Source organism: Flavobacterium araucananum, assembly GCF_002222055.1.
GTDB classification, from domain to species: Bacteria; Bacteroidota; Bacteroidia; order Flavobacteriales; family Flavobacteriaceae; genus Flavobacterium; species Flavobacterium araucananum.
Genome location: NZ_MUGS01000012.1, coordinates 1 through 6,364, shown reverse-complemented (window position 1 = coordinate 6,364; position 6,364 = coordinate 1). Strand labels below are relative to the sequence as shown.

Here is a 6,364-nt window from a genome sequence, read left to right as displayed (position 1 = left end):
CTTTGAACCTTTTTTTTAAACCTGTAACCTCTGTAACTCTGAACCTTTGTGCCTAAAAATCGGAACAATAAAAAAAAATATTATTTTTTCATTGTTCCGATTTTTAAGATTGAAATATAAAAAGTATTTTTGCGCATGCAACACAACGTACTTATTTTAGATTTCGGATCGCAATATACACAGCTTATTGCGCGTAGAGTTCGCGAATTAAATATATTCTGCGAAATATTCCCATACAATCACTTTCCTAGTGATTTATCACCTTATAAAGCCGTAATTTTAGGAGGAAGCCCTTTTTCTGTTCGCGGAGAAGATGCCCCACATCCTGATTTATCTCAAATTCGAGGCAAGCTTCCTTTATTGGCAGTTTGTTACGGAGCACAATACTTGGCCCACTTTAGTGGTGGCGAAGTTGCTGCTTCGAACACCAGAGAATACGGTAGAGCCAATTTATCTTATATTAAGGAGAATGAAGTTTTCTTTAACGGAGTTTCAGAAAACAGCCAGGTTTGGATGAGTCATAGCGATAGTATCAAAGCGCTTCCAACCAATGCCGTAAAATTAGCAAGTACACATGATGTAGAATTTGCTGCTTATAAAATTGAAGGCGAAACTACTTATGCTATTCAATATCATCCGGAAGTTTTCCATTCTACAGATGGATCAAAAATGCTGGAGAACTTTTTAGTAAATATTGCCGAAGTTCCTCAAAACTTTACACCAAATGCTTTCGTAGAAGAAATGGTGGGAGAATTAAAAGAGAAATTAGGAAATGATAAAGTAGTTTTAGGATTGTCAGGCGGAGTAGATTCTACTGTAGCGGCAGTTTTATTGCACCAGGCAATTGGTAAAAACTTATATTGTATTTTCGTAAATAACGGTTTACTTCGTAAAAACGAATTCCAAAATGTATTAGATCAGTACAAAGGAATGGGATTGAACGTAAAAGGAGTAGATGCCGGAGATCGTTTCTTAGGCGAATTGGCCGGAATCAGTGATCCTGAAACCAAACGTAAAACTATTGGTCGTGTATTTATCGAAGTATTTGATGACGAATCACACTTAATCGAAGACGTAAAATGGTTGGCGCAAGGAACTATTTATCCTGACGTAATCGAATCTGTATCTGTAAAAGGACCATCGGCAACGATCAAATCACACCATAATGTAGGTGGATTGCCGGATTATATGAAATTAAAAATTGTAGAACCGCTTAGAATGTTGTTTAAAGACGAAGTTCGAAGAGTTGGTGCTACTTTAGGTATAGATCCTGAGTTGTTAGGACGACACCCTTTTCCGGGACCTGGATTATCAATTAGAATTTTAGGAGATATTACTCCGGAGAAAGTTCAAATCTTGCAAGATGTTGATGCTGTTTTTATCGACGGATTAAGATCTTGGGGATTGTACGACAAAGTATGGCAGGCTGGAGCAATTTTGCTTCCGGTAAATAGTGTTGGGGTGATGGGCGATGAGCGTACTTACGAAAAAGTAGTAGCGCTTAGAGCCGTTGAATCTACAGATGGTATGACTGCTGACTGGGTTCATTTGCCTTACGAATTCCTGATGAAAGTGTCTAATGACATTATAAATAAAGTAAAAGGCGTGAACCGTGTGGTTTACGATATTAGCTCAAAACCACCTGCAACAATTGAGTGGGAATAGTATTGTTTTTCAAATTAAGGCGTTACATTTGTAATGCCTTAATTTTTTAAACCTACTATTTATGAGAGAATTTTTAACGATTTCTCTTGTCTTTATTTTGTCTTTTAACAAAATAACTGCGCAAGATTCAATTATTGAACACAAAATTCAAAAAGGAGAAACCGCCTATTTTATTGCCCAAAAATATAAGGTTTCTGTTGATGAAATTTACAAGCTCAACCCCGAGTCTCAAAATGGAATCAAAGACAATCAGGTTCTTAAAATCCCTGTTCATGCGACAGAAAAACAAAATTTAAACCAGCAAATTACTCATGTTGTTGGTGCAAAAGAAACCCTTTTTGGTTTATCAAAACAATATAATGTTTCTGTTGAAACACTTCAGAATGCCAATCCAGTTCTGGCAAACGGACTTCAGATAGGTCAGGAATTAATTATTCCGCAGGATTCTGCAAATCTTTCCAAAAGTGACAATGCAATATCTTCTAAAGTAACACATCAGGTTGTTGCCAAAGAATCTTTGTTTAGTATTGCGAGGCAATATAATGTTTCGGTTAATGATTTAGAAAATTTAAACAAAGACCTTCTTTTAAACGGATTGCAAATTGGTCAGACCATTTCGATTCCAAACAAACGAAAAACCTTAGACGGAAGAGTTCGTGTAATCAATCAGGAAACTATTTTTCATGTTGTAGAACCCAAAGAAACTAAATTTTCGATTGCAAAAAAATACGCAATTTCAATCGATCAGTTAGAATCTCAAAATCCTGAAATTGTAAACGGATTAATTGTAGGTAATAAATTAGCGATCAACACAAAGGTTGTAAAACCAACTAACGAAAGCGAGGAATTGATGCTGGCACTTGCCGAAAAACAAGTTGTGGTTGAAAAAGGAAAAGCAAAAACGGTTGAATTAGAAGATCTGAAAGACAGATTGGTGGTTCAGAAAGAAATGAATCAGAAAATTATAAAAATTAATGATCTGAAAGTGAATCTGAATAATATGAACGGATCCAAAGAAAATTCAGTCGAAAAACTACGTTTGGTTCTTGAAGCCAATAAAAATGTACAGGATATTTTAATGGCAAAATTAGATTCGCTGGTCAATACAATGAATAATGATTTGGTCGACTTAAAAAGAATGGATATTTTGAATGTTGATGAATCGAAAAAATTAGAAAAACAATCGTACGAAAGCATTGGCAAAACAAGTGAATTATCGTCTCAGCTAAAAAAAGAACTGGCAGAAAACCGAAAAGCGTATGCGGGTTTAATGAATAAAGTAGAGAAAATTGCTGTTGAAGAAAATCAGGAATACAAGAAAAAAATCCGCGAAAGCGAGAAAAACAATAACGTTACTTCTTTGCAACAACGACTTTCGCTGGAAGATATAAAACGATACAAAATACAGCAGGAGCAGGGAGATGCTCAAAATCAGCTTTTGATTGCCAAGATTGATTCTCTCGATACCCAGAAAAAAATTGAGGTAAAACGCCATATCAGCAAAGCAACTTATTATAGTATGGAAGCCAGAAAATTTGACGATAAACTGGCTTTGATAAAACTGAAAAAATACCAGGATGATGCCATTAAAAACCAAAATAAAATGGGCTTGAACAAATCTTCAAAAACAGTTTCGTTAGATGAAATGAAGCGCGAACTAAAGGAAAATCCTCTTAAAACAGACAAAACAGTAAAGGTTGAAGTTTATGATAATCTTAGAGAAGTTTCAAACGGCTATTACTTAGTTTTAGGTATATTTACAGACGCGTCACTAAGGGATAAGCTCATTATGAAACTCATTGATTCTGGCGATTTTAACGCTAGTTTCTTCTTTAATGTAAACAGTCTTTCGTACTACGTCTACTCAGATAAGTACCAAAATATGGAAGAAGTACTGTATAAATGCAAGAAAAAGGAAGAAGATGAGTTATATAAAGAGATTATTATTATTGCTAAGGTAGAAATTGATCTTAGATAATAATTGGCGCAAATAAACAAGTGGCAGGAATCTTGCTTTAAAGAGAATTTAGTAACTTGTTTCCTGAATTAAAAATTAAATTGTTTTAAGCCTTATTATGAAATATTATTCAACATTATTGTTTCTTGTTTTTTTTGTAACATTTTCTGCTTTTTCCCAGGAAAAGGTCATTAAATATACGGTTGCAAACGGAGAAACCATTAACCAGATTGCTGTAAAATTTAAGGTTACGCCTTATGACATTTATGCCCTGAACCCGGATGCCAGAAGTGGAGTGAAACCCAATACGGTTTTATTGATTCCGACTAATACTGCAAAATCTGCTGCAAAATCTGAGGCAGCTGTAGCAAAATCCGGCGGTAATACAAAAGAAGTTATTCATGAGGTACAACCTAAAGAGACTTTTTACAGTATCGAAAAAAAATACGGTATCTCTGATGATGCTTTAAAAGCGGCAAATCCTGTCTTGGAAAAAACAGGGGTACAAATTGGTCAGAAATTAGTAATTCCTGCAAAAGGAGCTGCGGGAAAATCTCTTGTAGCTTCAGAAAAAACAGCTAAAGAAAAAGGACCGGAAAAATATGTATATCACGATGTGATCGCAAAAGAAACAAAGTTTTCGATCGCAAAACAATACTCCATTACGATTGAAGAATTGGAAAAACGCAATCCTGAAATTGTTTCCAGTTTACCTATTGGCTACCGATTGACGATAAAAGGAAAAGCACCTAAAACAGAAGCTTCAAATCAGGCTTTGGCAAATACTGCAAAACCTGCTGAAACTAAAAAAGCTGCTGATATGCCAAAAAAGCCAACATCGTATATGGATTATCAGGTAAAACCAAAAGAGACATTTTATAGTTTATCAAGAACTTTTCATTTGTCTCAGGAGGAGTTAACACAGCTAAATCCGGCACTTGCTGAAGGTGTAAAAGAGGGAATGGTTCTAAAGGTTCCAACAGGATACCTGGCACCGTCACCAATTATTGCCCAACAACAACCTGTAGAAAAAGAAGCGGAGAAAGCAACTGAAAAAGGAGCAGACAAACCAACAGAAAATACAGGAGGCAGTATTAAAATTGTAGATAAGGTAAAATCTGAAACGGTTTCGGCTGATCCGGAAGTAGTGGAGCTAACTAAAAAAAGAGGTCAGAACGAGCGTCAAAAACTAGTTTTATTGTTGCCATTTAATTTAAATAAAATGCAAAATGATACAACGAGTACGGCTAATCGTATCAAAAATGATAAATTTTTGAATATGACACTTGATTTTTATTCCGGAGCAATGATGGCAATCGATTCCGCCAGAACTTTAAAATTACCAATCGACGTAGCTATCTATGATTCGCAGGAAACAAAAACAGCGTCGAATGTTTCGGCTTTAATTTCTCAGAATAAATTGCAGGATACAGATGCTGTGATTGNNAATTTCGCCTTTATCAAAAGATAAAGCAAACCCAATAGATAATTTGTACCAGACGATCCCATCAAATGAGGTTGTTCGAAATGCAATGTTTGAGTATATGCGCTCTAAAAACGGAAACATTGTAGCGGTTGTAGATAAAAAGAAAGAATCTGTAATAAGTTATATCAAACAAAATCAAAAAGGAGTTGTTTTTGCAGCTCTGACAGAAACGGGTGCTTTGGATGTAGCGAACTTAAAAGGTTTGTTATTGCCAAACCGGGTAAATTATGTTGTTATGGAAACCGGTAATACGGCAATGGTAAAAACAACCATAAAAGCCCTGAGTGATGCACAAAAAACATGTCAGGTACAATTGGTAATTTTAGAACCAAACAGTACGCTGGATACTGACGAGATTAGTTTTGACAGTCTGGTAAAATTAAAATTAATGTATCCGTCTGTAACCCGCGAAAGTGATGAACCGGGAGTGTTGGTTTTTGAAAAAGAATACAGATTAAAAAATAAAGTAAATCCTAATACTTATGCAACTCGCGGATTTGATGTAACTTTTGACACGATGATGCGTTTGGTACAAGGAAAAACATATCAGGAAACAGCAGATTTAATGACAACAGAACAGGTTGACAATAAATTTCAGTTTTATAAAAAAGAAGATGGTGGACACGCCAATAAAGGAGTGTACATTTTATATTACGATTCAGACTTAACTTTAAAAGTAGCAAATTAATGACATCAAAAGTAACCTATTTAGGAGATCTAAGAACAAAATCAATTCATGTGCAATCAGGAAGCGAAATCATCTCTGATGCGCCACTGGACAATAACGGAAAAGGAGAAGCATTTTCTCCAACAGATACAGTTGCCAATGCTTTGGCGAGTTGTATGATGACGATCATGGGGATTAAAGCTCGTGATATGAATGTAAATATAAACGATTCTACGGCTGACGTAACTAAGATAATGAATGCTGAACCAAGAAGAATTGGTGCAATCGAAATTGCTTTTGAAATGAAAGGTGATGCAGACGAGAAAAGCAAAACTATTCTGGAACGTGCCGCAATGACTTGTCCTGTATTTTTGAGTTTAAGTAGCGAAATCGAAAAGAAAATTACTTTTAACTGGAAGTAATTTTCAGGTAAAATTAGTATGAGATATAAAATAAAGTAATTAAAAATCTAAATTTAGATATGCTTTTATAATTTATTTTAAAATTCTAGTTTACAAATATTTAATTAATATTTAAAAAATATTGCGTATATAATAAATATGTATATATTTGGTATACTAAAAAACAA

3 protein-coding genes are annotated in these 6,364 nt (G+C 34.8%); all 3 read left to right on the top strand.

What is annotated here, in order from left to right; translation table 11 throughout:
* Positions 1-135: 135 nt before the first annotated feature.
* The 3 genes from guaA to B0A64_RS08580 all read left to right on the top strand — a co-directional run bounded on the left by guaA (position 136) and on the right by B0A64_RS08580 (position 6,197).
* A complete protein-coding gene (gene guaA / locus B0A64_RS08595) occupies positions 136-1,665 on the top strand; it encodes a glutamine-hydrolyzing GMP synthase (protein WP_089479105.1) in 1,530 nt (509 codons plus the stop codon).
* A 61-nt stretch (positions 1,666-1,726) separates the two neighbouring features.
* Positions 1,727-3,643, top strand: a complete 1,917-nt coding sequence (locus B0A64_RS08590) for a lytic transglycosylase (protein WP_089479104.1) — start codon at positions 1,727-1,729, stop codon at positions 3,641-3,643.
* A 2,152-nt stretch (positions 3,644-5,795) separates the two neighbouring features.
* Positions 5,796-6,197, top strand: coding sequence for an OsmC family protein (locus B0A64_RS08580; RefSeq protein WP_089479103.1), 402 nt, complete (start codon positions 5,796-5,798; stop codon positions 6,195-6,197).
* Positions 6,198-6,364 lie beyond the last annotated feature (167 nt).

Coding starts and splice junctions, on each gene's coding strand:
- guaA (WP_089479105.1), top strand. CDS start 136: ATGCAACACAACGTACTTATTTTAGATTTCGGATCGCAATATACACAG.
- B0A64_RS08590 (WP_089479104.1), top strand. CDS start 1,727: ATGAGAGAATTTTTAACGATTTCTCTTGTCTTTATTTTGTCTTTTAAC.
- B0A64_RS08580 (WP_089479103.1), top strand. CDS start 5,796: ATGACATCAAAAGTAACCTATTTAGGAGATCTAAGAACAAAATCAATT.